General features: G+C 48.3%; 16 protein-coding genes. All 16 read left to right on the top strand.

What is annotated here, in order from left to right:
- The first annotated feature begins 70 nt into the window (after window positions 1–70).
- Complete coding sequence (locus PAT3040_RS01855; RefSeq protein WP_108991319.1) at window positions 71–1,447, top strand: ABC transporter substrate-binding protein; 1,377 nt, start codon at window positions 71–73, stop codon at window positions 1,445–1,447.
- 84 nt (window positions 1,448–1,531) lie between these two features.
- Entirely contained in the window at window positions 1,532–2,650 is a 1,119-nt protein-coding gene (locus PAT3040_RS01850) for an ABC transporter ATP-binding protein (RefSeq protein ID WP_087570641.1), read from the top strand.
- Entirely contained in the window at window positions 2,644–5,604 is a 2,961-nt protein-coding gene (locus tag PAT3040_RS01845) for an extracellular solute-binding protein (protein ID WP_108991318.1), read from the top strand. The genes PAT3040_RS01850 and PAT3040_RS01845 overlap by 7 nt, the downstream gene beginning before the upstream one ends.
- The gene (locus PAT3040_RS01840) at window positions 5,601–6,539 is read left to right on the top strand and encodes a carbohydrate ABC transporter permease (RefSeq protein WP_108991317.1); all 939 of its coding nucleotides are present in this window, start codon (window positions 5,601–5,603) and stop codon (window positions 6,537–6,539) included. The genes PAT3040_RS01845 and PAT3040_RS01840 overlap by 4 nt, the downstream gene beginning before the upstream one ends.
- Window position 6,540: 1 nt before the next feature.
- Window positions 6,541–7,455 carry a carbohydrate ABC transporter permease gene (locus PAT3040_RS01835; RefSeq protein WP_108991316.1) on the top strand — a complete coding sequence of 305 codons (915 nt, stop codon included), beginning with the start codon at window positions 6,541–6,543 and terminating at the stop codon, window positions 7,453–7,455.
- A gap of 12 nt (window positions 7,456–7,467) precedes the next feature.
- A complete protein-coding gene (locus PAT3040_RS01830) occupies window positions 7,468–9,597 on the top strand; it encodes a YIP1 family protein (protein ID WP_108991315.1) in 2,130 nt (709 codons plus the stop codon).
- A complete protein-coding gene (locus PAT3040_RS01825; protein ID WP_108991314.1) occupies window positions 9,587–11,872 on the top strand; it encodes a DUF5696 domain-containing protein in 2,286 nt (761 codons plus the stop codon). The genes PAT3040_RS01830 and PAT3040_RS01825 overlap by 11 nt, the downstream gene beginning before the upstream one ends.
- Window positions 11,869–12,795 carry a carbohydrate ABC transporter permease gene (locus PAT3040_RS01820; RefSeq protein WP_258234785.1) on the top strand — a complete coding sequence of 309 codons (927 nt, stop codon included), beginning with the start codon at window positions 11,869–11,871 and terminating at the stop codon, window positions 12,793–12,795. The genes PAT3040_RS01825 and PAT3040_RS01820 overlap by 4 nt, the downstream gene beginning before the upstream one ends.
- A complete protein-coding gene (locus PAT3040_RS01815) occupies window positions 12,792–13,814 on the top strand; it encodes a carbohydrate ABC transporter permease (RefSeq protein ID WP_181376396.1) in 1,023 nt (340 codons plus the stop codon). The genes PAT3040_RS01820 and PAT3040_RS01815 overlap by 4 nt, the downstream gene beginning before the upstream one ends.
- Window positions 13,815–13,854: 40 nt before the next feature.
- Entirely contained in the window at window positions 13,855–14,718 is an 864-nt protein-coding gene (locus PAT3040_RS01810) for a sugar phosphate isomerase/epimerase family protein (protein ID WP_108991312.1), read from the top strand.
- A gap of 32 nt (window positions 14,719–14,750) precedes the next feature.
- Complete coding sequence (locus PAT3040_RS01805) at window positions 14,751–15,722, top strand: Gfo/Idh/MocA family protein (protein WP_179215811.1); 972 nt, start codon at window positions 14,751–14,753, stop codon at window positions 15,720–15,722.
- Between the two features lie 26 nt (window positions 15,723–15,748).
- The gene (locus tag PAT3040_RS01800) at window positions 15,749–16,768 is read left to right on the top strand and encodes a Gfo/Idh/MocA family protein (protein WP_087570632.1); all 1,020 of its coding nucleotides are present in this window, start codon (window positions 15,749–15,751) and stop codon (window positions 16,766–16,768) included.
- A gap of 72 nt (window positions 16,769–16,840) precedes the next feature.
- Entirely contained in the window at window positions 16,841–19,207 is a 2,367-nt protein-coding gene (locus tag PAT3040_RS01795) for a hypothetical protein (RefSeq protein ID WP_146200334.1), read from the top strand.
- Window positions 19,201–22,308 carry a glycosyl hydrolase gene (locus tag PAT3040_RS01790; protein WP_108991310.1) on the top strand — a complete coding sequence of 1,036 codons (3,108 nt, stop codon included), beginning with the start codon at window positions 19,201–19,203 and terminating at the stop codon, window positions 22,306–22,308. Before PAT3040_RS01795 ends, PAT3040_RS01790 begins: the two co-directional genes overlap by 7 nt.
- Before the next feature lie 99 nt (window positions 22,309–22,407).
- Entirely contained in the window at window positions 22,408–22,602 is a 195-nt protein-coding gene (locus tag PAT3040_RS01785) for a twin-arginine translocase TatA/TatE family subunit (RefSeq protein ID WP_108991309.1), read from the top strand.
- Window positions 22,603–22,687: 85 nt separating this feature from the next.
- Window positions 22,688–24,832, top strand: a complete 2,145-nt coding sequence (locus PAT3040_RS01780) for a putative phage tail protein (protein ID WP_108991308.1) — start codon at window positions 22,688–22,690, stop codon at window positions 24,830–24,832.
- Window positions 24,833–24,841: the final 9 nt, after the last annotated feature.

Below are 24,841 nucleotides of genomic sequence, written 5' to 3'. Positions count from 1 at the left end.
ACGAAAATAGTAGGTACAATATTAGGTTTCAATGTAAGATAATATAAAATGGAATTCGGGAGGGTTATCTATGAAAAAGCATGGATTATTAAAGGTTTTGAAAGTGCTTACAATTTGTATGCTTGTAGTGGTTGTAGCGGCATGCAGCAGTAAAAATGAACCACAAGCTACAACGGCACCGACGAAGCAGCCAGAGTCTAGCCCGGTAGAATCGCAAGCAACGCCAGAATCGCAAGAGCCCATCACGCTGAGAGTAGGTTGGGTCATTCCGCCAGAAAATCAGGATTGGCCTAAAATGTTCGAAGCTTTCACCAAGAAATTTCCTTGGATAACGGTGGAGGGCGTGTATGCGGAAAATGGCGAAGATGAGTTAATTAAAAGCATTGCAGCGGGACAGCCGCTCGATGTTATCTGGAATACTTCGCTGGATCGGGCGATCGAAGAAGATCTTATCGAAGATTTAACGCCGTACGCCGAGAAGGACGCTGAATTCCAAAGCTATCCGTATCGCGATGGGTATTTGGATAATTTCAAGAGAGATGGCAAGCTTTATGCGCTAAGCCGCGGCAATGACGGATTTTTCATCCTGTATAACAAAGATTTATTAAAGCAATACGGTTTGGAGAAGCCGAAACTAGATTGGACTTGGGAAGACTTCAGAACGATGGCCAAAGCTGCTACCAATCCGGGTGCTGGTCACTTCGGCGTAACCAACAGCGTATGGTGGCATAACTTCGTGTCGATGGCATTGCCGATGGCAAATGGACATGCGCCTAACATGGCGGCGATGAATGAAGATTTCTCGAGAAATCTTGCCGACGGCTCCGTTCCTGAAGTATTGGATGATTTGAACTTCTTTAATGATTTGATGGTTAATGACGGATCACTAATCAATACGAAACGCGCGGCGGAAGCAAAAATTGAAATGAATGCGTTCCATATCGGACAATCTTTATTCTTCACTGCGATCGGCCCCGTTCTCCCAGGCTTTAAAGCAGCATTCCCATTCGAATGGGACATCGCCACTATGCCTAAAGGGACAGCGAAGCAGGTTAATTTCGGCTGGCTCAGTCCAATGTCGATCTCGAAAGCGAGCAAGCATAAAGAGGCAGCTTGGGAATTGATCAAGTTCTGGGATGCGACCAAGGAAGGTCAGAAGACATTGTTTCAATTCGGCGGCTCGTTCCCGAATTCCAATGACCCGGAATTGGTGGAAGCTTTCGCGAGCGCGGCAGTATATGAGGGCTTCGATAAAGAAGTATTAATGTATACGCCGGGAATTACCCATTTCGATCCTGCAAGATTCATACCTGCTAGTAAAGAAATAGGACTAAGCTTTACGGAATTTGGATCCATAGCCTATGAGGAAGAGATCAGTGCGCATGAGTTTTTCCCATCAAGAATGCAAAAGGTTAATGAAATTCTAAAAGAGAAGCTTGGCAAGTAGGAGAAGAGATTTAGGCAACAGTGAGGATAACAGTCAAGCTTTGGATAAACCCGAAGCTTGACTAAGCATAAGGGGGGAGCGACCGTGTCTAAAGTATTGTTTCAACACATTTATAAACAATACGCCGGGGAGCAGCGGGTAGCAGTTAAGGATTTTCATCTGGAGATTGAGGATGGCGAGTTTCTGGTGCTTGTCGGTCCTTCTGGCTGCGGCAAGTCCACTTTGCTCCGGATGTTGGCCGGATTGGAGGATATATCGGAAGGAAATATTATTATCGGAGACAGGATTGTCAATTATATTTCGTCCAAGGATCGCAATATTGCAATGGTATTCCAGAACTATGCGCTATATCCGCATATGACGGTATATGAGAATATAGCGTTTAGCCTCAGACTAAGTAAACTACCGAAAGCTGAAATTCATGAGCGTGTAAATCGCGCAGCCAAAATATTGGACATCGAATCGCAACTGCATAAATTGCCAAAGCAAATGTCGGGCGGACAAAGACAGCGTGTTGCTTTGGGGCGGGCCATTGTTCGTGAACCTGAAGTATTCCTCTTGGATGAGCCCTTGTCGAATCTCGATGCCAAGCTGCGTATTCAGATGCGCGAAGAGATTGGCAAGCTGTATCGCAGACTGCGTACAACAACGGTTTATGTTACGCATGATCAAGTAGAGGCAATGACGATGGGAACACGCATTGTAGCTATGAAAGATGGAGTTATCCAGCAGGTTGCGAAGCCCGAGGAAATTTATAGTAGGCCGGCAAATTTGTTCGTGGCCGGGTTTATCGGATCACCGCAGATGAATTTTATTGAAGGAAAGGTCAGGGTTCGCGATGGGTATAGCTTATTTGAAACACGCAAGCATACGCTGCGCATTTCGGAAGATAAGAGCAAAATGCTGCGTGATAACGGATCAATCGATAAGCCGATTATTCTAGGCATTCGGTCGGAAAACCTGCTTTATCGAAATGATGATTTGGCGAAGCCTGAGCAGCAGATGAATGTATTCGAGGCTGTTATTGAAATTAAGGAATTGTTAGGCGCGGATACCTACTTGTATACAAACAACAAAGAGCAGAGAATCGTTGTGCGTGTAGATCCTAAAACCCGTTTCGAAGAGGGAGAACGGATCGTCGTTGGCGTTGATATGAACCATGCATTGTTCTTCGATAAAAATTCGGAGGCTTTAATATGTTGAGGCGTTGGAAATACGTTAAAGCTGTGGTGTTATCTTCTATCCTACTTTTCTCCTTTACAGGTCCCTTGCCCATGCAGATTGTGAACGGGGATACACATAATGAAATCAAAACACGTCCGATCGAGAAAGTGAACGGAATTCCCACCTATTTGCAATGGCTGGCGTTGGCGCCCGAAGGAACGCAAGATTCGACCTTGCTGAAACAGCCACTTCTGCTTCCTGCCGAAGACTACGCGGACCTTTCCGATCCGCAGCTATATAACCTCTTGTCGGATGACATAGGTCTGCTGTCAAAGGGAGGTGAAGGGTGGATTGAATGGACGGTAGAATTGCCGGAGGATGGCTATTACAACATGGGTGTGATCTATGATAGTGCCGATGATCATAAGACCGATTTGCGGTTAGGGATTCAAATCGATGGCATTTCTCCCTACCTGGAGGCTGAGCGTATTGTACTTAAACGCCACTACTCGGACAGTGTTTATCCACCGGAACGAGATGAATTTGATAACGATCGCAGGCCTGCTTCCGTTGAGGCAAATGGCTGGAAGAATGTACGACTAACCGACTACGCAGTTGACCCGAGACCTTTAAAGTGGTTTTTTACCAAGGGGAAACACACAGTCCGACTAATATCTAGCCGGGATGCAATGAAGCTACAGGGACTATATTTGGTATCCCCTCAGGATCCAATGCTTTCAGATGAGCTCACACGGGAAAATGATCAGCTTACAGCAACGACAGCTTCAGGTAAATGGCTGCAGAAGGTTGAGGCCGAGCAAATCTCGCTTAAGTCGAATACGTCGATTCAGCTGCAATCGACGGATAGTGCATTGATATCTCCAGCGGCAGACGGTCATATTCGTTACAACACGATCGGAGGCGACCAGTTCCGCAGAAGCGGGGAATGGATTGAATGGGAATTCAATGTGCCCAAAGATGGCATTTATCATATCGGATTTAAATATTTACAGGCATATTCCAATAATGCATACGCTTACAGAACCATTACGATCGACGGCAAGTCTCCGTTCAAGCAATTGCAGCAGGTCGGTTTCCCTTACAATTCATCATGGGATTGGAAGGGATTGACGCTATCAGATGAAGAGGAACAGCCTCTACCGTTTCAATTGACGGAAGGGAAGCATACCCTCAGAATGACCGTCAGCTCCGCTCCAGTTATGCCGGTTTATGAAGGACTGCTGCACAACTTGCAGAAAATAGGCAAGCTGGAACAGACCATTCGGAAAATTACGGGGAACTTCGAGAAATCGTATTCGACAGGGGGAAATACGGATCTCAATCGAGATTGGGATTTGGAGAAATATATTCCCGGTCTCTATGAGCAAATGACGGTTATTATTGAGGATTTATCCGATTTGTCGAGCTTGCTTGGTGAAGTTACAATCGGGCGATCGGATATTGAGAATGCTTTTGATTCGGCGGCCAGAGATCTAACTGATTTACGAGACCATCCGCGTACGATCCCGAATCGATTGAATCTGTTTGCATCCATACAGAACAATTTAGGAACATGGACATTTCGTATGCTGGATCAACCGCTGCTGTTGGATTTTCTGTGGATCGCCGAGCCCGGTGCACAACTTCCTAAGATCAAGCCCAATTGGTCGCAACGAACCGGCCATATGTTAGGCAATTTCTTTCGTTCCTTTACTAACAATTTTGAATATGTTCGTAACAAGCCTGAAGCAATAGATGTATGGGTCAATCGTAATCGGGATTACGTCAACGTGATTCAACAATTAACGGATGAAACTTTCACAGCTGAAACTGGCATCCAGGTTAATATCAACATTGTACCGGACCCGCAGCTGCTTATTCTGGGCAATATATCCGGCAGGCAGCCAGACGTGGCGTTAGGTGTCGACGCAGGGATGCCGATTGACTTTGCAACCCGGGGAGCATTGACGGATTTATCTCGTTTTCCCGACTACGATGAGGTCGCCAAGCGATTCCACCCCGGTGCGTTATCGGTGTTTCATTATGATCGGAAAGACTATGCACTGCCCGAAATACAAGGATTTAATGTCCTGCTCTACCGTACGGATATTTTGGAGCAATTGGAGTTGAACGCTCCGGACACATGGGAAGATGTCCTGCGGATGCTGCCGACGCTGCAGCAGAACGGATTCGATTTCTATATCCCGCCCAAGGACGGATTGCCCTTCCTGTATCAACAGGGCGCTTCCTACTATACTGCCGACGGTTTGTACTCCGCACTTGACAGCGAAGAAGCGCTGCAAGGCTTCGAACAATGGACAGATATGTTCAATTTGTACCAAATGCCCAAGGAAGTGCCCAGCTTCTATAGTCACTTTCGAATCGGCGACATTCCGATAGGTGTCGTTGACTTCAATACTTATTTGCAAGTTCAATTTGCCGCTCCCGAGCTTGCAGGGCGTTGGAAGATCGCCCCGATCCCCGGCATGAAGCAGGCAGATGGGACGGTTGTTCGCTGGGCCGGAGGAGCATTACAGGCCGGAGTTATCTTTCAGAAATCCGAGAAACAGTCGGATGCTTGGGAATTCTTGAAATGGTGGACTTCTACGGACACCCAGCGGCGCTTTGGCAATGACATCGAAGCATTGTACGGACCGGAATACCGATGGAATACGGCCAATATGGAGGCATTCAAACAACTGCCGTGGCCTGAGCAAGACCTCAAATCGATAGGAGAGCAGCTCCAATGGTATAAAGAGGTTCCCCAGCTTCCCGGTGGTTACTTTACAGGCAGGTATTTGGATATCGCGTGGAATAAAGTCGTGCTGGAGAAGAAAAATCCGCGCGTCGTTATGGAACAAGCGGTTGCCGATATTAATCGGGAACTGGAACGGAAGCAGGTCGAGTTCAAGCTGAGAGATCGCGATGGTACAGTGCTGCGTACACTTGATATTCCGCAAATTGTGCAACCTTGGAAAGGAGGAGCGCCATGAATTCCACTGTATCAATCAAACAGAGATGGCAAGCATTCACGACGACGTTATGGAAGCAGCGGGTTTCCTATCTGTTCATCGCGCCCTTTCTGATCTGTTTCACGGTTTTTATCGTTATTCCGATCGTTCTGGCAAACGCACTGGCATTCTTCTCGTTCGATGCTATTTCTAGGCCGACCTTTATCGGATGGGACAACTTTTTGACCATTTTGGCGCGGGATCGCATCTTTTTGCAAAATGCGATTCCGAACACATTTAAATTTGCGATTATCGTCGGACCCTTGGGGTATGCGTTGTCTTTTATACTGGCATGGTTGATTCATCAGCTTCCCAAACGTATCCGCGATATATTCACGATTGCAATATACACGCCATCTTTATCTGCAGGTGTTGCTATGTCGGTCGTATGGCTAGTCATCTTCAACGGTGACCGAGTAGGCTACTTAAACAACTTCCTTTTGTCAATCGGTATGGTGAGAGATCCGCAACTATGGCTTCAGGATCCGCAATATTTTATGAATATTATGATTATCGTTTCATTGTGGGCAAGTATGGGCGTAGGATTCCTAGCGATGCTTGCCGGCCTGCAGACTGTAAATACGGAATTGTACGAGGCCGGCGCAATCGATGGAATATCGAACAGACTTCAGGAAATTTATTATATTACGATTCCGGCTATTAAACCGCAAATGCTGTTTGGCGCGATCATGTCGGTCGTCGGGACGCTGAAGGCGGGATCGATCGGTGCCATGTTGGCCGGTTCACCGATTACGCCGCAGTACTCCGGTCATCTTATTACAAACCATATCGATGACTACGCATTTATTCGTTACGAGCTTGGTTACGCGTCGGCGTTGTCCGTCGTTCTGCTTCTTCTCGTCTACGGAAGCTCTAGGCTGTCGTTCCGGTTATTTGCAACGAAGGGAGATGAATAAGATGGAGCCGAATCTTGTTCATATTCCGAAACCCAAGACCGGATTGAGGATAAGACTTTTGCGAATCCGTTGGAAAAAGATCGATCTGTTTCAAGTTCTTGCAATGATCGGGCTTACTTTGCTGGCGTTGTTCATGCTGTTGCCGATAGTGTTTATTATCAACCATGCTTTTAAACCGATTAGTGAATTATTTCTATATCCGCCCAGATTCTGGTCGAATCAACCGACGTTATTCAACTTTCAACAGCTGATTCTGAAATCGCAGACGACGGTTATCCCGTTTTCCCGTTATTTGTTTAACAGCGTTCTTACGACCTTAGTTACAGTAGCAGGGGTTATTTTCGTTAGCTCGTTGGCCGCCTACGCGTTTGCCAAGCAACGGTTCATAGGTCGCGAGCTTTTCTTTTCCTTTACAATAATCGCCCTAATGTTTGCTCCGGAAACTGTCGCTATTCCGCGCTATTTGGTCATAGCGAATTTGGGCATTATGGATACTTATCTTGTTCATGTGCTGCCGCTTCTTGCCGCGCCCGTAGGCGTTTTCTTGATGAAGCAGTTTATGGATCAAATTCCTAACGAACTGATCGAAGCGGCGAAAATTGATGGTGCGAAGGAATGGGTCGTCTTTTTCCGAATTGCGTTGCCGATTTGCATGCCAGCGGTAGCCACCATTGGGATTCTTGCTTTCCAGGGATCATGGGCGCAGACAGAAACGTCGGTACTGTTCACCTCTACCGAATCGATGAAAACACTTCCTTATTACACGATGACGCTAACGAACGGGTTGGCCAATAATGTGGTAGGACAAGGGGTTGCTGCCGCTGCGGGATTGATTATGTTTGCTCCGAATTTGGTCGTTTTCCTGCTGTTTCAACGCAGAGTACTGAATACGATGGCTCATTCGGGCATCAAATAAAGGAGTGGAACGATGCCTACAAGCAGCAAGACGCTCAGGCGAATGATTAAAATACTGTTGGCCGTTGTCTTGGGAGTCGTTCTCTTCTTGGGAGCGGATCGGCCAGCTTATGCCGAACTGCCCTATACGACCTATTCAAGCGATACGAATGACGTATGGATTAGAACCCCCAATGCCTTCGTTCCGAAAGCCGTATGGGGGGGGCTAAACCATCCGGAGGATTTATTCATGACATCCAAGGATGAGCTGTATGTAGCGGATGCAGGCAATAATCGTATCGTGCAGCTTGACTTGGAGGGGCGTATTGTACGGACGATACCTGAATCGACTGATCAGGATCCCAAGGCAAAGCTGCGAAAACCGGAAGGCGTATTCGTGACGGAAGAAGGCGTAATCTATGTCGCGGATACCGGGAGCCGTAGAGTCGCCGTTTTCGACCGTGAAGGGAAGTTCGCGAAAGAGCTGCTTGCCCCGTCTTCTGAGCTGCTGCCGAAAACGTTTGTGTATGCGCCTTTGAAAGTGGTTGTCGATCAACGCGGATATATTTACTTGGTTACAAAAGGCGGTTATCAGGGACTGTTGCAGCTTGCGCCCGATGGAACGTTTGCGGGTTTTTATGGAGCCAATAAAGTTCCGACCAGCTGGCTGGACAGCTTGAAGAGGAAGTTTTTCACGGAGGAGCAACTGAAGGAAGAGCTTTCGCGCTTGCCGGGCGCGGTTACGAATGTGACTCTTGACGCCAAGAAATTTATGTTCACGGTCAACAAAGATTTGAAGAGCGGGCAGTTGAAGCGGCTTAACTTCGGCGGGGTCGATCTCCTGATGAATCATAATTTCGCACCTTGGGTGAAGCCTTTGGAGCGGTTTTCTTTTCAAGATGTTCACGTGGATTCGCATGGGGTTATGTCGGTGGTGGAAACTGCTGAGGGGAAAATATACCAGTATGATAAATACGGCCAGCTGTTGTTCCTTTTCGGAGCGACTTCCGTAGGCTCGGAACAGCGGCTAGGAATGTTCAAACGGATGACAAGTATCGTTGCAGACTCGAACGGCACCCTCTATATAGCCGATGGGGAACTAAATCGCATCCAAGTCATGAAGCGTACGCATTTCGGAGAACTGGTCCATCAAGCCTCTTATTTGGATAACCAGGGAAAATACGAAGAAGCAAGGGGACTGTGGGAAGAAATTCATCGCTTGAACGGGATGTACGACAGAGCTTACTTGGGTATAGCCAAAGCTATGTTTAAAGCAGGGGAATACGAACAGGCTATGGCGTATTTCGAACAAGCGAAGGATAAAGAAGGCTATTCAGAATCGTACTGGCAGGTGCGGATGAACTTTCTTCTTCAATACTTCGGTACGGCAATGACGGTGCTGACTATTGTTCTTATCGGCTTTATTCTTGGCCAGAAAATCATTAGAAGCCGCAAGAAACCGGGGCTTACCGACGATCAGAGCGAGGCATCGGCGGTAAATCTACCGCAGAGAAATAGTCGCTTGGCATTCTGGGCACGCATGCTGGCCGAGCCGTGGAAGCAGATGCTCGCCATGCTGCGGCATCCGATGAACGGGATGTACGACATTACTGCATCGACGCAGGTCAGATGGCGATTCGCTTTGTTCTTTGTAGTGCTCGGATTTGTAGTCATCATTGCGGGCAAAGCACTCGTAAGCATGCTGTTCGCCGCGCAGCGGTTCGAGACATTGAATCTGACAACGGAGGCCATGAAATATTTTCTGCCCTGGATTTCCTGGATCGTCGCCAATTATTTGACGGGCTCAGTTATGCGCGGCGAAGGCTCGTTCGGCAAAGTTTTTGTCGTGAACAGCTATGCGTTGGCGCCGTACATATTATTTATTTTACCGATACAATGGTTGTCGAACGCGCTGACTTTGCAAGAAGGGATTTTTTACACTGCGGCTCATTATTTGATCATCATCTGGGTGTTTATTCTGATCTTTGTCGGCACCCAAAATGCGCACAATTATAATCTGAAAGAAGCGATCGGCATGATGTCGGTTTCCGTAGTCACGTTTCTCTGCCTGTGGGTTTTCGGTTTCATTCTGATCGGATTGGTCTATCAGGCGACCGACTTTGTTACTGGCTTTGGGCAGGAGGTGTGGTTACGTGTTCGATAAAGCGATAAAGATGTTCGACCGGAGGCATTGGAAAAAAGGAACTGCGGCGTTGGCCGCCATTCTGATCATCATCTCAGCTGTCTTGTGGATGAACCGGCCCTCTTCCGTTGTCGTGAATTCTGACATTTATTCAACGACTGATGCTATGGCCTTCTTCTCCAGCTTGGACGTTACATCGGATGTACCTCAAGTGGAGTCCCGTAATTTAGATGGCGTGCAATGGTTCAAAGCGTATGAGCAGAAGAAGGCTGCTTTATGGTTTGATCCGCAGACAGGACAGGTTGCGGTCGAGGATAAACGCAGCGGAAAGATGTGGCGAAGCAATCCGGATTCCGCGGCGCTGGCGATGGATCAAACAAAAGGATTATGGCGCTCTCATCTGGAGTCTCCTATCGTTCTAAGTTACTTTAACGCCGATAGGACTTTAATCAAAGACACGAATTTGAAAGAATATCCGACGACTGTAAAATGGCATAGCATCGAAGAGGGAGTCGCCTTGATGTACGTTATCGAGGAACTCGGCTTCCAGTTTTACGTCGAATACCGACTGGAAGACAATCAACTGGTTGCCCGCATCCCGGAGCTTGGGATTATAGAAACGAAAGAGAATTTGTTGATGGAGCTTAATTTCCTTCCTTTTATGGGGGCAGCCATGAATGGGTCTGACGGTTATTTGCTCGTACCGGATGGTCCGGGCGGTCTGATCCGCTTTAACAAAGAAGGCCTCGATTTAATAAATGCCTATAATTACCCGGTGTACGGTCAGGACTGGTCGATTCCCGCCACGACTCCCTCAACGAGAAGAACACCGGTTTCCTATCCGGTATTCGGTCTTAATTCGGGCGAGGAAGGTTATGTTGCCGTTATCGAGGAAGGAGCTTCCAGAGCGAATATTGTAGCTACTCCGGCCGGTATTTCGACGCAATTCAATGAAGCGCATGCGAAGTTCGTATACCGTCGAATTTATAGTCAGCCGACAGGTCAGACATCGAGTATCTTATCGTATGAAAAAAAGATGCCGTACGAAGCCGTTTCGGTTCGCTATATTTTCCTCGATCAGAAGGATGCGGACTATGTGGGCATGGCGCAAGCCTATAGGGACTACTTGATGACACATCGTAAAGTAGAGAGGCTCGATTCGAAACTCAATCAGTCGCCTTTGCAGCTCCAGTTCGTCATAGGAGCAGGCGAATCGACGCCGCTGGGAGAGAAGCTTAGAGTCGCAACAACTTTCAAGCAGGTAGAGGAAATCGTTCTAAGCCTTGTGGACCAGGGCGTTACCAACATCGAGGTCGGGTTGGCAGGCTGGCAGAACGGTGGAGATCCGGGGAACTTGCCGAAGCGTTTCCCGATTGAAGGGGAGGCGGGAGGCGAGCAGGAGCTTCGAAATCTGATTGCCCAGTTGGGTGCGCAAGGCATTCAGATAAGCCTGAACGATCGTATTGACACGGCTTCCATCTCCCGGAACAATGGATTTTCTCCCGGAGACGATGGTATACAATCCATCGTAGGTACGCCGCTAATCTATAGGAACGCCGCGGACGAAACCATATACTTGGTCAGTCCGGTTAGGAATATACAGAAATACGTGCCCGACCTGATCGAGAAATGGAAGGAAATAGGGATAAAAAGTGCCAATCTGGTTAACATGGGGACCCAGCTTAACAGCGATTATCACCCGAATCGAAAAATAAGCAGGCTGCAATCCATCTCTTACTCGCTCCAGATAACGGATACTGTGCGCCAAGCATTAGGGAGTGTCAAAGTATCGGGAGGGTTTGACTTTTTATTAGGCCACGTTGATCATATGTTCGACTTTCCCCTTGAATATAATTTCGATCTGATTGTGGATGAGCAGGTCCCTTTTTATCCGATAGCCGTACATGGCCTGGTCCCCTATTCTTCAGGCCCGGCTAATCTGAGAGAAGATCAAGCTGTGCAATTTTTGCGGGAAATCGAATATGGGGCAGTTCCGCGATTTTCGCTGACTTACGAGGATCCGCGAATGTTGAAGAGGACGTCGTATGAAAACTTTTTCAGCTCCCAATATGATGTTCTCGAACAACAAATTTTGGCCGAATACGAGGTGTTATCGAAGACGGGAGTCAGGAACAGCTTCATCACCGGGCATCGCAAGCTGGCTGAAGGCGTTTTTGAGACCCGCTATGAGAACGGGCGAAAGGTTCGGGTGAATTACAATAATGACCCGTATCAGGGGGAAGGTTTTACGATTGAGCCCATGTTCTACCAAGTTGCAGAGGAGGAGGAAAGATGAGCCGGATGAACATGGGTACGTTAATGACTAAAGAAGATCATGCCCGGCACAGAAGAATGCAATCGTTAAAGGATGCATTGCGAGGCTACCTTTTCCTCCTGCCCTGGATGATCGGGATCGTTATGTTTGTCGCCTATCCGTTAATCTATTCCTTCTTTATCAGCTTTCATAAGGTAGGAGTCAAGATCGACGGATCAGGGTTGAAATACGATTTTGTAGGGATGACCAATTATAAACATGCGTTTGTAGTTGATAACGTTTTTCCGATAGAAATGTTTCTGTTTATGCGTGAAGTGATACTGGTTGTGCCGATTACCGTCATTTTTGCTCTCCTGATCTCTATCATGCTGAACCAGAAGTTCAAAGGAAGAATGCTGTACCGAGCCGTTTTTTTCCTTCCCGTTATTTTCGCTTCAGGTCAGGTGCTGCTCGAATTGTTCAATCAAGGGCAGGGCTCATTGCCTCTAGTGGAGAGATACAATCTGACGGATGTGATCTATGATGTACTGCCGTTAACCGCTGCCGGAACGGTTGTGGATTTGCTCAGCAAATTCGTCATAATACTCTGGTTCTCCGGCGTGCAAATCATTTTGTTTCTGGCGGCGTTCCAGACAATCTCCAAGACGATTTACGAAGCAGCTCAGATCGACGGGGCGACGCCATGGGAATCATTTTGGAAAATTACGTTTCCAGCCATTTCACCGTTTATTATTTTGAATCTCATTTATACGTTGGTGGAGCAGTCCTCCAACCCGTTCAACCCCATTATAAGCCATATTCTGGAAAATACAACGGATGCAAATACAGGATACGGTTATGCCAGCGCTTTAGGATGGATTTACTTTGCCTTTATTATGTTGCCAATATTAGCACTTGTCTTTATTGCAAGACGTCAAAGCAAGAAAACGGAGGCGACGAGATGAATGATGGGCAAATCCCGACTAGCGAAAAAAGTAAAGTGGGACATTCTAGCTTGAAGCGTTTGGACGATTGGCGCATCAGGCTGAGGACAAGCGAAGGAATGCAAAAAAGCCGCATGCTTATATTCGGAAGGCACTTTAATGACGGATGGTTATTCAAACTGGCCATCTACATCATCCTATCCGCAGCTGCGTTGTTGTATCTGAATCCTGTTGTCTATATGTTGACGACTTCCTTGAAGCATGGAACCGATCTAGTGAATCCCATGATCCAGTGGATTCCGAGTAAGCTGGAGTGGTCCAATTATGCTTCAGCTATCATCGGCTTGCATTATTGGAAGTCCCTTATACAGACGGGATGGATTTCGATCGCCGCTTCGCTCTTGCAGATGGGTTCGTGCGCGATCGCGGGCTACGGTTTTGCCAGAATGCGGATTCCGGGGAAATCCGTTTTCTTCTTCATCGTATTGCTGACTTTTCTGATCCCGCCACAAACGTTATCCATTCCGTTATATGTACTCTATTCCAAGCTGGGTTGGCTAAACACGCCGCTGCCCTTGCTCGTTCCCGGCTTGTTTGCACAAGGGCTGAAGGGCGCGATATTTATTATTATTTTTCGTCAGTTTTTTGCTACCTTGCCTAAGGAGTTGGAAGAATCCGCTCGCATGGACGGAGCGGGTCCTCTAAAGACGTTCTGGCGTATTATGCTGCCGTTAGCTAGACCCGCGCTGTTGATCGTCTTCCTGTTTTCTTTCGTGTGGCACTGGAACGACTACTACGAGCCTGCTTTATATTTAAAAAACGGCGATTTCACTTTGCTGGCACAAAGCATGCAGTTTTTGCAAGGGAACTTAAATTCGGCTGCTGCCACAGGTTCTTCCATGGGCGGAAGTTATTTCAGCTTAAACGAGTCGATTACGATGGCGGCAGCCTTCTTGATTATCGCTCCGCCGCTAATCGTGTATATGTTCGCGCAAAGATATTTTGTCGAAGGTATTGAGCGCACGGGTATCGTGGAGTGATGAAAGATGATGACTTGATGAATGAGGAGTGATTATAGGCATGAAACCGGGCGTAAGCACTTATAGTTTGGTAGATAAAATCGTATCCAGGCAGATGAGCGTGCTGGACGTCATCCAATGGATATCTGATCAAGGTGGCGAGCATGTCGAGATTGTTCCCGCGGGATACGACTTGGAGAACAATATGGAGCTTGTTGATGCTATTCGGCTTAAAGCTGAGGGGCTGAAGTTGGATATATCCAACTACGCGATCACTGCTAACTTTGTCGCAGGGGATGCACAGGCTTGCGAGGCTGAAATCGCGCGTGTCATGAAGCATGTCGATATCGCCAATCGGCTCGGCGTGAAGCTGATGCGCCATGATGTGGCTTTCCGGCCGGCCGAGGAAATGACGGAGTCCTATTTCCTTGGCGATCTGGATCGAATGGCTGATGCTTGCCGTCGAATTGCCGATTATGCCGCGCAATACGGCATTACAACCAGTGTAGAAAACCACGGACATTACATTCAGGCAAGTGAGCGGGTTGAACGTCTAATTCGCCATGTGGATCTACCTAATTTCAAAACGACGGTGGATATCGCGAATTTTATGTGCGTGGATGAAGATCCAATTCAAGCATGCAAGCGCAACGTGCCCTACGCATCGATGGTTCATGTGAAGGATTTCTACGTGCGCCCTTCGGACTTCGATCCGGGAGAAGGATGGAGCAAATCTGCAGGTGGCAACTACCTCAGGGGGGCGATTCTGGGTCATGGGGATATCAATGTTAGGGAAATATTGAACATGATCAAAGCTTCCGGCTATGACGGCTATCTGTCTTTGGAATTCGAAGGCATGGAGGATTGCCTGACAGGTACTAGAGTGGGACTGGACAATCTGAAGCGGTTATGGTCGGAAATATAAATTAGTTGGTTAAGAGAGGGATGGAGCTAGAGATGAGCATCAGGATCGGATTTATTGGCGTGGGCGGCATTGCCCAAGATCACATTCGCGTACTTATGAAGATGGAAGATACCAAGATCGTCAGCGTGTTCGATCTGAATGCGGATAATGCAAGGCGGGCAGCCGAGGCGACCGGAGCTGAGGTGATGGACAGCGCCGATCAAGTGTTGGATAAACAACGGATCGATCTCGTATTTATTTGTACGCCGCAGTTTGCCAGAGGAGACCTGGAGGTCGTAGCGGCTCGCCGTGGAATTCCGTTCTTCGTCGAGAAGCCGCTTGGGGTTGATGCAGAGGTGGTTCGGCAGAAAGAGCAGATCATTCGCGAGACGGGAATCATTCATGCGGTGGGTTATGTGTTGCGCTACTATGATACGGTTCAACAAGCGAAGCAATATTTGCAGGGAAGGCGCCCCCATCTCATTCAAGGCATCCGCATAGGTGGCTCGCATCCCGCTAAGTGGTGGAAGCAGTTGGACATGTCGGGCGGGCATTTGGTAGACACCGCCACCCATCAGGTCGATATGATCCGTTATCTCGCCGGGGAGATCCGCGAGGTTCAGGCTGCATTCGGGCGCGTGTCCTTTGATCAGATGGAGCCGGAAAGCACGATTCCCGATGCCGGCGCCATCAACTTCTTGATGGACAGCGGGGCTGTAGGCTCGCTTACAGAAACTTGTTTGTCGCCGTTCTATGGCGGCTCGGACATTAAGTTTTTCGGTCCTGATTTCTATGTCCATTTAAGCCAAAACGGTAGCCACTTAACGCTGATCGACAACGAACAGAGCTTAAGCGTAACGGCACAATCGGATCCCGGCTATGAGCAGTGCAGAACGTTGGTCGACGCCGTGAAGTCTGGAAATCAAAGCTCGATTTTATGCGATTATGCCGATGCGCTTCAGACGTTGAAGGTTACACTGGCCGCGAACCGTTCTTCGGCCGAACAAGCCGGGTTATCTTTGTAACAACCATAATAAGAGGAGGCGTTTCCATGTCAATCTTGCGATTCGCAGTGGTAGGAACCGGTTGGGTAGCGGGTGAGTATTTGAAAGCGATTGATGCGCGCCAAGACGCGGAGGTTTATGCCGTAGTCAGCGCCCATCAGGCATATGCCCAGCAAAGACTTTTGGAGTTGAACATAAATGCGCGCGTATTCGAGCGCTACGAGGATGCTGTAGCGGATCCGCAAGTGGATGCCGTAGTTCTCTGCTCCACGCCCGGCATCCGTCCGGAACAAGCGGTGCTGGCCGCGCGTCATGGCAAACATATCGTCTTTGAGAAGCCGCTGGCTATGAATCGCGAAGAATTGTGGGAGATTGCGAAGGCACTTGAAGATAATCCGGTGCATACGATCGCCGGTTTTGTTCTCAGATGGAACCCCTCGTTCAACAATACGAAAGCGTTGATCAATGATGATGCAATCGGCCGGGTGTTCATGGCGCAGATCGATTACTGGCATAACATTGGTCCACATTATCCGCAGTATCGGTGGAGCAAGACGAAGGCGCTTGGAGGCAGCAGCATGCTATCTGCCGGCTGTCATGCGGTAGATGCTGTCCGCTACTTCGCGGGAGAGATCGAAGAAGTGACCGCATACAGCTGCCGGACATGGGCGGATTCCGAATATGAGTTTGATTCGAACGCGATTGCGATATTAAAACTCCGAAACGGTGGGATCGGCAAAGTATCTTCTTCACTGGAATGCAAGACGACATACAAATTCAACATTCACCTGCTCGGTGAAAAAGGCGCCATCATGAACAATCAACTGTACAGCCACAAGCTGCCGGGTCAGACGGATTTCGCTTTAATTCCGACGATCTTACCGGATAGCGGTGATGTCTCGCACCATCCCTTCGCTGAGGAAATCGATGATTTCATGATATCCCTTCAAGGGAAGACCAGGTCTCGCTGTGATTTCTTCGATGCCATGCAAACGATGGAGGCGTGTTTCGCTATCGATGAGTCCATAGAGAGCGGCCGGAAAATTACGTTGCCGTTGGTCAGATAATGAATAGCCATTAGCAGGCGGCTAGCATCCATTAACCATTCGAGAATTTTAATAGAAGGAGTTGTTTTTTTAGTGTCAGATTCCCGTCAAACCGAATCCAGTTGGAACCGGATTTCAGGACTGTACCCGCGAACCCGATCTAAACGCGTTTATATCCATCCACCTTTGTCAGACACCTTGGTTGAAGTTCGGCCGGATTTCACCTTATTGATCAAAGACGCGCTTGGCCGTAGAGGGGATTTGCGGCGTGGACACGGTTTCTTTATCGGCGAGGAGCAGGGAGCGGAGCCGCAGTTTCTTGATTTTCAAAGCGTCGAGCAATCGCTGTTGTCGCCTCAGGAACCGATCTTGTGTTCTTCGATCAAGCAAGCGGATTTCGATCATAACGTGACTAGTTTAACGTTAAAAGCGTCGGATGGCAGCCTGCGCATCTATCAATATTTGTCGGTAACGAACCTGCACCCGACGCAAGCGAGAATGGGCGAGTGGTATTTCCTGAACGTCGAGGCTAGTCATCGCGATTTCTATCGACATGTGAATGAGGACTATGTGCCCTACGAAAGTAGGGCCGAGGCTTGGTTTGGCGGAATGCCTTTAGTACAGCGTGCGATCAATGAAGCGTCCGGCTGCTTGATAGATGGGGAGGGCGAAACCATCCTTCGTTACAAAACCGATCCCTCCTCCCACGTGGAGTATGTAGCGGAAGTCGGGCATTACCGGAACGTCCTGAAATTCCAAATAAATCTTGCTCCGGGCGAGACCAAGCAAATCCAGATCGAGATTTTCGACACGCTTGTTCACAAGAGAGGCAATCTTGAAGCAAGCGGGAATGACCTTTTCCTGGATGAGCAATCCGCAATTTGGCAATCCAGGAAAATCTGGAGAGATGCCTTATCGGGAATGGCAGGGATCCAAGTTCCTGAACAGGTGATTCAGTCGATTTTCGATACCGCCAAGACGAATACACTGCAGTTGATCGCCCAGCAGGATGATGGCTCGGCACTTCCGGGACAGGGCGGTTTTAATGATTATACGGTTGTGTATACATGGGAAGCAGCTGTGTATTTACGGATACTCAGCCGGTTAGGAGCCACGGATACCGTCAAGAAAACGCTACAATACTTCTTAAGCACGCAAGCTGGAAGTATCGGTCCTGCAGGCGACATTATGTCACCTGAGGGTTCGTTCCGCGCGCATATTTTCTGGATGGGAGAGACGGGATCGGTTCTGGCATTGCTGGCGGATTATTATTTGATGACCAAAGATCGGGAATGGTTAGAAGCCAATCTGTCCATCATTCTTAAAGCCTGCGACTGGGTGAGCAGGGAGCGCAATGCCACTAAAGTGTACGAAGAGGACGGCACTAAAGTGGCCCACTACGGATTGTTGCCCAAAGGGCGCGTACATGATTGGCCGGATAAAGGCTATTTCTTCCTCTCGAACGCGTCGACGTGGCAGGGCTTCGACCTCATGGCTGCTGCCTTGGCCGACATCGGCCATCCTGCTGCCGCCCAGTATGTAGCCGAGGCTAACGATTACAAGCAATGCATTCTTGCATCAGTGAAGCAAGCAACCTACGAATTGCCCGAGGATAGGCACGTCAGGTGGATATCCAACGAAGTGTACACGAAGCCCGATGTCAGGGCAGCCGTGTATGCGATAGACGGCCCGACATATTTAATGGAAACGGGACTTATCGATGCTTCGGACGATATCGTTCCGGAGATCGAATACGTGATGCGCAAGCGCTATGCCATGAGCGATTTGTTTGCCGTTAAGCTGCCGGGGATGGAGGATGCGGAGTTAGGAGAGCTGCAGGAGGCATGGGCGGGAGCGCCGATTGATCTGTATTACGTGAACAATACGGATAAAATATGGCACCGCGTCTGGAGCATGCGGGGCGAGCGGGAAAAAGCGCTGCGCTACTTTTATGCGACGATGGCTTATTCCACGACGCTAGATACAATGCACGTACATGAACGATTCAGTCCGCAGCTGCAATGGTTGTCGCCTTGGCAGCCGAACGGCAGCGGGAATGGCCGGATCATGGAAATGATATTGAACTCCCTATATTTATTGGAGGGAAATACGCTTCATCTTCTGCCCTGTATTCCTGCGGATTGGCTAGATGTTGGCAAAGCCGTGCAAGTAAGCGGAATGGCTACGTTCAATGGAGTGCTTTCGTTCCGCTTGGAAAGAAGTTCGCAGACTACGATTGACGTGGATATTCACCTGCCTGCCGGGATCGAGGAAATGTCCTTACATTTATTTACGAAAGACGAGTACGTAATACAAGCGGTAGAAGCGTTAAGCATGGATGGTCAGGCAACGGAGTGGAGCGGAAGCTTGAGCGCGAATACGCTGAGTTTGACTGCTCCCCGTCGAGAACTGAAATTTAAGGTGGCGCTGTCGGCTCAGGAGGCGCCATACGAATGTTGAAAAACAGGGAAACGTGGACAAAAGGCTGCTTATCGTTCTGGTCCTGGAACGATAAGCTGGAACCGGAAAAACTGATCGGACAGCTGGAGCAGTTTCGCAAAGCTGGCATGCACGGCGTATTCCTGCATGCCAGGGGCGGGCTGCAAACCGAATATATGGGAGAAGACTGGCTTGCGGCGGTCGGAATTTGCGTCGACTATGCTCGCCAATATGACATGGAAATATGGCTGTATGACGAAGATGCTTGGCCGAGCGGATTTTGCGGCGGGAAAGTACCGCGGACAGGGGAGCGGCACCAACAGAAATGGCTGGAATACGAATGGATTGCTGCAGGTTTGGCGGCGCCAGGCCCCCGGACCATCGCTTTGTATCGCAAGCAGGATGGGGGACGCTGGACGATCGTGAGTCGTCCAGAATCGCTGCAGGCAAACGAGGAACTGCTCCATGTCTATTATAACTGCAATTCCTATTACAGCGATCTGCTTAACCCTCAGACCGTCCGTCTGTTCATCGATTCGACTCACGAAGTATATAAGAAAAATTTTTCCGAAGATTTCGGCAAGACTATTCGCGGTATATTCACGGATGAGCCGCAGTATGCGGCCGGCAAATATCCATGGTCGGAGGCGATTGCTCCTTATTTTGCTCAATTGCAAGGGTATGACTTGTTGTCAATCCTGCCGGATCTGCTGGTTGGCTGCGAAGATGCGATGCCCGTCAAACATGATTACTGGCAGACGATATCCAGCTTGTTTGTGAAGTCTTATGCCGAGCAAGTCGGAATGTGGTGCGACGAGAATCGTCTTTGCTTCACCGGACACTTCGCATGCGAGGATACGCTGAAATTTCAAATGACGGCAGTCGGGGACGTCATGCGCAAGTACGAATGGATGCATATGCCCGGTATTGATCATTTAGGCAATCGGACGACTAGACCGGTCATTCTGAAGCAGGTTGCGAGTGTAGCTAATCAGTTGGGCAAAAAACAAGTGCTGTCGGAAATGTTCGGATGCAGCGGTTGGAGTGTGAGCTTTCGCGATTTGAAATATATAGCCGACTGGCATTACAGCATGGGGGTTAATGTCCAATGTCAGCACTTGGCCGCCTATTCGCTGCGGGGGAGAAGAAAGCGCGATTACCCTCCGTCCTTGTCTTATCACCAGCCGTGGTGGAAGGATTATACGTTATATACGAATTATGCGGAGGAAGCCCATCGCTGGATTACCCGCGGCCAAGCCGCATCTAATGTGCTTGTGTTGCATCCGTTGACCAGTGCTTGGTGCGTACATGATTCTGGAAATCCCCGGGAGATCTGGGAATTGGATCGGCGCCTGGGAGAGTTGACAGAGCTTCTGGCTTCGATGAAGGTTCAATTCGATTACGGTGATGAGCATCTGCTTCAGAAGTATGGTGGAGTTAACGAGGGTACGCTGCGGATCGGCGAGATGAGCTATCGCGCAGTCATTTTGCCCTCGTTGCTATCCATAGAGCCTGCAACGTTTGCCATTCTCAAGCAATTCCGCGAACAAGGCGGAACGATTATTAGTGCAGGGGAAAGTCCGGCGCGAATCGCGGGTTCGCCATCACCGGAGCTGAAGCTGTGGTGCAGAGAGCATATCCGCCAAGTCATGCCGATAAGAAAAGCGCTGGAAGCCGTACTTCCCGAAGAGCTGCGACAGCTGACAATCTATAACCGCAGCGGAGCGCTGGACGATATTTTATATGCTAATGAAAGACATGACGGGGAAACAAGCATTTATTTCCTGTATAACCGGGAGAAGCACAGGCAATGGTCGGGAATGTTGCAGTGGAAGGGCACATACCGGATCAGCCTTATTACTATCGGCAACGATGATGCAACGGATCTCGCCGTCACTTATGAAGACGATCAATCGTTAGTGCGCTTGGACATGGAAGGAGGAGGGTCCGCATTGCTAGTCGTTGTTCCCGTTAACCTTGAAGCAGAGGGAGGACCAGGCGTGTTGCATCGTTCTCAGGAGGTCATCCCCACACCCTATGCGCACTATTCTTCTAGGACGACCATAGCCCTCACGGATACATGGGAGTTGACAACGCCGCTCGATAATAGGCTAGTGCTCGATTACTGCCAATATCGATTACACGAATCGGAGCAATGGAGCGAACGAATTCATCATCTACGACTTCAGGAACAGCTAACCGAGCTACGCCGGCAAGTGGAAATCCAACTTCGCTACGAGGTCCACATTCAGGAAGATTTCGACCTACGGCATTCTCTCCGTATAGTTCTAGAGGATGCGGAGGAATGCACCCTTTATTTGAACGGTAATCCGTTATTTGTCGATGATACGCACGAATGGCTGGATCCGGCGATGCTGTCGATCAAGCTTCCTTCGGGGCTGAAGCACGGCATTAACGAATTAATCATCCATCGTACTTTCCGATCCGGGGAATCCGACCATAGTTATTCGGATGAAGACGATGTATTCGAGACGGAGACGAACCGGTATTTCCAAGCGACGGAGCTGGAGTGCATCTATGTGACGGGGGAATTCGCGGTTATTCCGGGCAGCAGCAGCTTTCAGGATACGAATCTAGTGCACGTTTGTCGGACGCAGCATTTCATCATTGCTCCACAGCAGAACAAGGTTAAGCCAGAAGATTTGACCTCGCAGGGTTTCTGGTCTTATGCCGGGGAAGTTGAGATCAAGACGAACCTTCCTTATGCGGCCGGCGATGATGAAGAAGAAATCTATTTGGAGCTGGCATCCCCTCAGGCAACCGTAATTGGGCTGGATGTGAACGGTCAGCAGCTAGGCTCACGCGCTTGGGAGCCCTATTTGTTCCGGTTAACACCATACCTAAGGGAAGGAAATAACGTTGTGACGCTTCGGCTAACAAGCGGATTGCGTAATTTGTTAGGACCGCATCATCATGTCGACGGGAACCCTTCCTTCGTTGGGCCCAGTAGCTTTAAAGGGAAGAGTGGATGGGAGGATCACATTTTTGCTTATAATCCGCCGGACGTAACCTGGAGTGATCACTACCACTTCGTTCCTTTCGGAACGGGTCAAGCACCGATAGTCCATGTAGTTTCAGGAAAGGTGGTGGTGACCACATGATTGTGGTTGATCGCTGAAAAACGGATATTCAGTTGCCGGATTGGACGAATGACCTTTCAGCAGTATACGTAGTAAATCATTCGGAAAGGAGGGAGCATAATGGCAGGAATCGGAACGACAGGCTTGATCGTCATAGTTTTTGTAGCATTGCTTTTGTTCGGTCCAAGTAAATTGCCCGAATTAGGAAGGGCATTCGGCCGCACGCTGAAGGAGTTTAAGAACAGTGCGAAGGAATTAACGTCGGACAAAGAACTCGTGTATGAGAACAAAGATATACCGCAAATCGAGAAATAATCAGGTGCCTTTTCGATCTCCGGATATCGTTTCGGATTTTCTCGTTGAATGCAAAATGAACAATGAACAATGAGGAGGATGTTAGATGAGAGAAGACAATCAAGATTATCTGCAGTCCGAACAAGAGGGGAGTCAAGATACCGGAGGGAGATTGATTAGCAGAAGGAAAGTACTAGGCAGTATTGGCGCGGCAGGTGCGGTCACGGCAGGAGCATGGCTCTTGGGATCGTTCGGAGGAAAACTGCCTGAGGCAAACGCAAACGGGGCATATGCAGAGTGCTGCAAGATGGTTACGATCGCACAATTGAGAGCCCTAACAACGCCGGAAACCGATCGTATTTATTTCGTGAAGGATCGCGATCAGGAAGGTTCTTATTATTACGATGCTAGCGATACGTCTTCCGCAGATAATACGGGGATTATCCTCGTATCGACTTCCGGCGCCAGATTCAGACGGATTTTCGAAGGACCTGCCCATGTCAAATGGTTCGGAGCGAAAGGTGACGGAACGACAGACGACACAGTGGCTATTCAGTTGGCTATAAATTCGTATTCACACATTTATTTCTCTCCCTCCTCCTACAGAATAACAGATTACGTGTTTTTGCAGGATAATTCCCGGATAGAAGGTACTCGGTCTTCCAAGATATTCATGTCAACGAATCCCAACGGCGTAAATTTAATTTCCGCGAAGGATAAAGTGAATATTACGATCGATAACCTATGGATTGAAGGGGTATACGGTGTTGGTAATCCTTTTCCGGTACCTGGAGTGATGGAGGGTCAGGGCGTTACGCTCGCGGTCTATGGGTGTAGGAACGTAGTGATAACCAATTGCTATTTTACTTACAACGGAGAAGGTTCGGGGAATATTTACGTATCCAAATGCAAAGATGTCGTCGTTACGAATAATTTCGTAGAGAAGTCGATGAATGGCATTTGTTTCGATAATTGGTACGGTGATAATGATACCCCTGGCGGAACGCATGTGTTGAATGTGACTGTTGCCAACAATGTGGTCAGTGATATGGGCGGCAGAGCTATTGCATTTGATCTGGATGACAAAAATTCCAACATCGCTGTTGTGGGCAATACGGTTCGGGCAGCTGCTTATGCTGCTATAGCAGTTAATGCCACTGGTGTCACTGTCGTAGGTAATATTATCAATGGCAAAAGAGATGGTGGCATATCCACAGTAGGCGGTCAGCAGTCTCTACCAACCTATTATGGATTTTTATCCAATTTCCATTGTGAGCACGTTCATCTTGCGGACAACATATTTGAAGAAATTTTTATGAATGGTGTAAAGATTTTAAATGGATCAAGTGTATCGATTGTGAATAACAGCTTTTCATTTGCACTTAAATATTTGAATCAAAATAATAACCAAGTATTAGACCTACATGAGCCCAATAATCAAATGATTTCCTTGGAGTGGGATACGAATGCCTACACCTCTCCCTTTACGATTAAGATCGATAACAACACAATCGTTAATGACAGGAATCCGACAGGTCAACTTCCAATCGCCGAGCTTATCTCTTTAAAGGATATTTCTAACAGCGCGGAAAAGGCTGCCTCTTCATTTATCCATGTGACCAATAATCAAATAAGATCGAAGAAAATATCAACGGCTATACAATATGCCAAATCGTTGTATCAAGAAGGGGGAACCGGTAAATTGTATATTACCGGAAATACCATTTATTCTCCAGTCAAGTCAGGTACTGCTATTTTAGCAACGAGACTTGAGGAGCTCCACATTGAAGGAAATAAAATTAACGGCATCGCCATCGCGATTGAAATGGGGACAGGGGGGCTTGCGAATTTTTCTAGTAATGTCATTCGCAACTATAACACAGCCTATTTCTTCAACGTATCCAATTTACTCAATGAGATCGACCAGCTTATTGTACAAGATACGATAATAGGCAATCCAGCGGAAGGATCATATGTCTTTACTGGACTTGTAACCAACCCCTACATCGTAGCATCTTCGAATGGAGCGGGCATGAAATTTATCGACGTGAATGTGAATCAAATTAAAGGGACTTATTATCCGGAAAACCTGGTAGTAGAAGGCACTAATTCGGCTCCTACGGCAGGCAGATGGGCAGTTGGCGATCGTGTGACGATCAAAAATGTGACTGCTGGCGGGTATTCGGGATTCATCTGCACGACTTTAGGTACGCCAGGCATGTGGAAACAATACGGCGCGATACTTGCTTGATTGGATAAG

It is taken from the genome of Paenibacillus agaridevorans (assembly GCF_003112455.1).
Classification (GTDB): domain Bacteria; phylum Bacillota; class Bacilli; order Paenibacillales; family Paenibacillaceae; genus Pristimantibacillus; species Pristimantibacillus agaridevorans.
The sequence above is the reverse complement of the archived record's forward strand: the minus strand, read 5'-3'. Positions and strand labels throughout refer to the sequence as shown.

What these genes read in the sequence shown, in the direction of transcription:
- PAT3040_RS01805 (WP_179215811.1), top strand. Translation starts at nt 14,751, where the DNA reads ATGAGCATCAGGATCGGATTTATTGGCGTGGGCGGCATTGCCCAAGAT.
- PAT3040_RS01810 (WP_108991312.1), top strand. Translation starts at nt 13,855, where the DNA reads ATGAAACCGGGCGTAAGCACTTATAGTTTGGTAGATAAAATCGTATCC.
- PAT3040_RS01780 (WP_108991308.1), top strand. Translation starts at nt 22,688, where the DNA reads ATGAGAGAAGACAATCAAGATTATCTGCAGTCCGAACAAGAGGGGAGT.
- PAT3040_RS01820 (WP_258234785.1), top strand. Translation starts at nt 11,869, where the DNA reads ATGAGCCGGATGAACATGGGTACGTTAATGACTAAAGAAGATCATGCC.
- PAT3040_RS01785 (WP_108991309.1), top strand. Translation starts at nt 22,408, where the DNA reads ATGGCAGGAATCGGAACGACAGGCTTGATCGTCATAGTTTTTGTAGCA.
- PAT3040_RS01815 (WP_181376396.1), top strand. Translation starts at nt 12,792, where the DNA reads ATGAATGATGGGCAAATCCCGACTAGCGAAAAAAGTAAAGTGGGACAT.
- PAT3040_RS01840 (WP_108991317.1), top strand. Translation starts at nt 5,601, where the DNA reads ATGAATTCCACTGTATCAATCAAACAGAGATGGCAAGCATTCACGACG.
- PAT3040_RS01790 (WP_108991310.1), top strand. Translation starts at nt 19,201, where the DNA reads ATGTTGAAAAACAGGGAAACGTGGACAAAAGGCTGCTTATCGTTCTGG.
- PAT3040_RS01800 (WP_087570632.1), top strand. Translation starts at nt 15,749, where the DNA reads ATGTCAATCTTGCGATTCGCAGTGGTAGGAACCGGTTGGGTAGCGGGT.
- PAT3040_RS01830 (WP_108991315.1), top strand. Translation starts at nt 7,468, where the DNA reads ATGCCTACAAGCAGCAAGACGCTCAGGCGAATGATTAAAATACTGTTG.
- PAT3040_RS01855 (WP_108991319.1), top strand. Translation starts at nt 71, where the DNA reads ATGAAAAAGCATGGATTATTAAAGGTTTTGAAAGTGCTTACAATTTGT.
- PAT3040_RS01845 (WP_108991318.1), top strand. Translation starts at nt 2,644, where the DNA reads ATGTTGAGGCGTTGGAAATACGTTAAAGCTGTGGTGTTATCTTCTATC.
- PAT3040_RS01835 (WP_108991316.1), top strand. Translation starts at nt 6,541, where the DNA reads ATGGAGCCGAATCTTGTTCATATTCCGAAACCCAAGACCGGATTGAGG.